General features: G+C 55.3%; 3 protein-coding genes. All 3 read right to left on the minus strand.

What is annotated here, in order from left to right; translation table 11 throughout:
* Positions 1-71 precede the first annotated feature (71 nt).
* The 3 genes from MON38_RS22555 to MON38_RS22565 all read right to left on the minus strand — a co-directional run bounded on the left by MON38_RS22555 (position 72) and on the right by MON38_RS22565 (position 3,249).
* Positions 72-641 carry a RepA protein gene (locus tag MON38_RS22555; RefSeq protein WP_241938427.1) on the minus strand — a complete coding sequence of 190 codons (570 nt, stop codon included), beginning with the start codon at positions 639-641 and terminating at the stop codon, positions 72-74.
* Positions 642-877: 236 nt separating this feature from the next.
* The gene (gene mobV, locus MON38_RS22560; protein WP_241938428.1) at positions 878-2,167 is read right to left on the minus strand and encodes a MobV family relaxase; all 1,290 of its coding nucleotides are present in this window, start codon (positions 2,165-2,167) and stop codon (positions 878-880) included.
* A 638-nt stretch (positions 2,168-2,805) separates the two neighbouring features.
* The gene (locus tag MON38_RS22565) at positions 2,806-3,249 is read right to left on the minus strand and encodes a DMT family transporter (RefSeq protein WP_241938429.1); all 444 of its coding nucleotides are present in this window, start codon (positions 3,247-3,249) and stop codon (positions 2,806-2,808) included.
* Between the last annotated feature and the right edge of the window lie 151 nt (positions 3,250-3,400).

Here is a 3,400-nt window from a genome sequence, read left to right on the forward strand (position 1 = left end):
CAAGAAGGCCATGTGACGGCCTGGCTTCTGGTTGATGTACTATCAGCGTGTATTCTTCGGCGCTGAGCGTATTATTCTATGCTGAATGGAGGAATGGCATCAAAAACTGATAGCTGTTGGGGGTCGCTTGGCTTGCTCTTTTTCTTTTTTACATAGGTCCGAACGAAGCTCACCCGGTCCCCATTGAAAAATACTAATGGGTTAATGAAGTAGGTGTATTCGTTGTAGCCACGAGCTATAATCTTGCACTCCAATAGGCTCGCTAAGCCGTCATAAACCTGCCTAACGGACTTGTATTTAGTATGTTCTAGGCACTCATCTGGTAGAAATTCGACCTTATCTGACTTCGGGCGCATCTTGTGCATGATGTATCCGAAAATGCGGATTGCTGACCTATTTAACTCCCAAAAGCTCTCAAATTGACTTAGATAGAGCTTTGTGAACTGGGTTTCATCTACCTCAACCTGGCGGACGAACATAGTATGCCCCAACACATCACCTGTGACGGGGTCGAATGCCTGTAACATAGCGCTTTCATCAGTACGAGTAGCTGCCCTGAATTTGCGGGTAGGTTGAATTTCCTGTAAAGCCTTCTCCAAAAAGGGATTAGTGCGGTTTTTTTCAAAATCGGATAGTTTCATTGTCGAAAATGGGGCTAAAAAGGAAAGGCAGACTTTCCTACAAGGTAACTATAATTTTCTTTTTTGGCACAAAAAAAGAAAAAGACAATTCCTTTTTTCTGCTAAAAAAAGGAATACAGATTGATGGGTTCAGCAAGTCTGAGTTACCGATTCGGAAAGTAGGTAGTATTAGTAATCAGGTAGTTAGACACTGCCGCTTCTTAGGTTCTTATAATTACCACTATTTCGGGCCTACACTACATGCTAATGCCGCCACCTTTGCTCTGCCCCTTACTCTTAGCTAAAGCCTGCTGTTTGGTACGCTCAATGGTCGCCGTGAGCTGCAGGCCGATGGCCTGGCCGTTGGGTTGCACCTCGGCGGTTTTGAACCTGGCCCCGGTCTGCTCGTGGACTAGGACTGTGCCCTTGCTCTGCTCATCGCGCTCGGCGTGGTAACCTGCGGCCTTCAGCTTGGCCTGGAAGTCGGCCGCATCCTTCACCGGTTTGGCTAGGGTCTGCTCTAGCGTGGTCACGAGCGCTTGGCGCGTTTCCTCTCGTACTTGCTGCCCGTACTGCTTCAAATCGGGCAAATCGGCCCCCTGGGCGTACTGCACGGCCGTGCGGTCGTAGTCGCGGGAAAGAATTACTTCCTCCTGGTGCGCGGTCTGCAAGGCCCCGAAATGGCCCTGTTTTAGCCCCTCTGACGTGCTCAACTGCTTTTGGAGCACTCTCACCTGCTCCGCTGCGGCCGTGTTCGCCTGAGCGAGCTTGGCGACCTCAGCGAGCTGCGCCCGCGCGGCCTCAGCTTGGCGGGCCAACTCGGCGTTAATCCGCGCTTCCTCGCCGGCTTTCCACTCGTCCCGCCCGAGCAGGGGCGGGTCGGTGAGCTGAAATACTGGCGCCGGCACCTGGGGCCGGGTCAGCTCTGCCACGCGCTGCGCGTGCTGGGCCTCCAAGCCATACAGGCGCTGCATCGGGTCGTGCTTAGCCTGGCTGTGCTCGACGCCGCGTTCAAACCCATGCGGGGCCATTGCCTGGGCGTATTCGGTTTGCAGCTGACGCAAGCTCTTGGGGTTGAATAGCTGGTCGGCCGACAAGGTGTTCTTGTCCGTGATGGGGGCCAGCACCGCGTGAATGTGAGGGGTCTTTTCGTCCTGGTGCAGGGTGAACGAAACAATGTTCTTCGCCCCAAACTGCTCCTTCAAAAAATTCAAATTGTCCTGCGCCCATTTGCTTTTGGAGTAGTCGGCCGCTCGCCCGTCCTGGCCACGTACAAACCCCTCCGGGCTGCCGGTCAGAATCACCTCCATGCCGCGCACGGAATCCGACCGGACGCGCTTCACCCCGGCTTCCTGAATGCGGGCTTCCAACAGGCTCCAGTAGTCTTTCTGCTCGTGGTTGATATACTCCCGGTTCGGGTGGGGGGCCTCCTTATCGGCGTTGCCTATCGAGTGGGGGTGCTGCGCCTGGCGGTAGTTGTGGCCAGTGGCCGACAAGGCGTGGCCCTGGGTCTTAATTTTGGCAACTCGGATGACGGCGTAGGGCATAGGGCGATGGGGAATGAAAGGTGAGCAGGCAGCTTGGCCCCATGCCTTTTTTACCTCGGGGGAGCAGGGGGCGGAGCCCCCAGGGAACGAGTTGCCCCGCAGGGACCACGGTTTGAACTTGGGAAAGGGGCGCGCAGCAGGCCCCTTTCCCAAGTTCAAACCATAGTGAGTTATGGCTTTGTTTTTTCTGTGTGTGCTAAACTACGGATTTTTGCCCTATCTTCGCCCTGCTTACCTGAAGCGGACTTGTTTGGTAGAGGTATCGAGCAGGAAGGAATACGGCGAGCGGCCATAAATGCCTAATCCCCGGCCGGCAGTGTTGAAGGTTCGCCCTCTACTGGTTGGTCGGGGATTTTTCTTTCCCTTTTGTTCGGTGTCGAGCTGCGGATTTTTGTTCCCCACTGCCCCTGCTCAGCTCGTTCCCCTGGGGGCTCTGCCCCCTGCTCCCCCGAGGTAAAAAAGGCATGGGGCCAAGCTGCCTGCTCACTTTGGGTATTGTTAAACAAATAGGGGAAAGCTTCCGGTTTGGAAGCCCATTAGAGGTAGCGCTGGATGGGGGTAACAGAAGTTGGAATCAAAACTTTCGATAAGAAAAACGGGAGCAGGCAGGTGCTTCCAAGCAACTGCGGACCTGGGGCTCAAGGCCGGTTTATCAAATAAGCCCCGCCCACTAGCAGGGCCACCCCAACCAGTTTAGAAAGCGACCAAGTGCTCCGTTCCAGGCCCAGCCACCCGGCTTGGTCGAGCAGCAAGGCCGTCACCAGCTGCCCGGCCACGACAAGAGCAAACAAGTTGGCGGCTCCCACGCGCTTTAGCGACCACGTGATGGTCAACACGTATCCCACGCCCAGTAGTCCGCCCGTCCAGCCGTACCACGGCACCCGGGCCAGGGCGGGCAGGCCCAGGGGTGGGGCCTGGATGAGCAGAAGTAGTGTCCCGGCTACCAGGCTGCCACCTACATAGGAGATGAGGACCGCCCATAACACATGAGGCACGGCGGTTTTGAGTTGGCTATTCACGGCTGACTGTAGCGTAATCGCTGCGCCGGCCAGGACCAATAATCCCAGGAGCAGGTATTTCATAGGGGCGCAACTAATAGGGTAAAATATCCAAGAAGGCCATGTGACGGCCTGGCTTCTGGTTGATGTACTATCAGCGTGTATTCTTCGGCGCTGAGCGTATTATTCTATGCTGAATGGAGGAATGGCATCAAAAACTGATAGCTGTTGGGGG

The sequence above is a fragment of the Hymenobacter cyanobacteriorum genome (assembly GCF_022631375.1).
In the GTDB taxonomy this organism is placed as follows: domain Bacteria; phylum Bacteroidota; class Bacteroidia; order Cytophagales; family Hymenobacteraceae; genus Hymenobacter; species Hymenobacter cyanobacteriorum.

Bases quoted from the DNA above. Each gene is read 5' to 3' on its own strand.
- MON38_RS22555 (WP_241938427.1), bottom strand. From the start codon at position 641: ATGAAACTATCCGATTTTGAAAAAAACCGCACTAATCCCTTTTTGGAG.
- mobV (WP_241938428.1), bottom strand. From the start codon at position 2,167: ATGCCCTACGCCGTCATCCGAGTTGCCAAAATTAAGACCCAGGGCCAC.
- MON38_RS22565 (WP_241938429.1), bottom strand. From the start codon at position 3,249: ATGAAATACCTGCTCCTGGGATTATTGGTCCTGGCCGGCGCAGCGATT.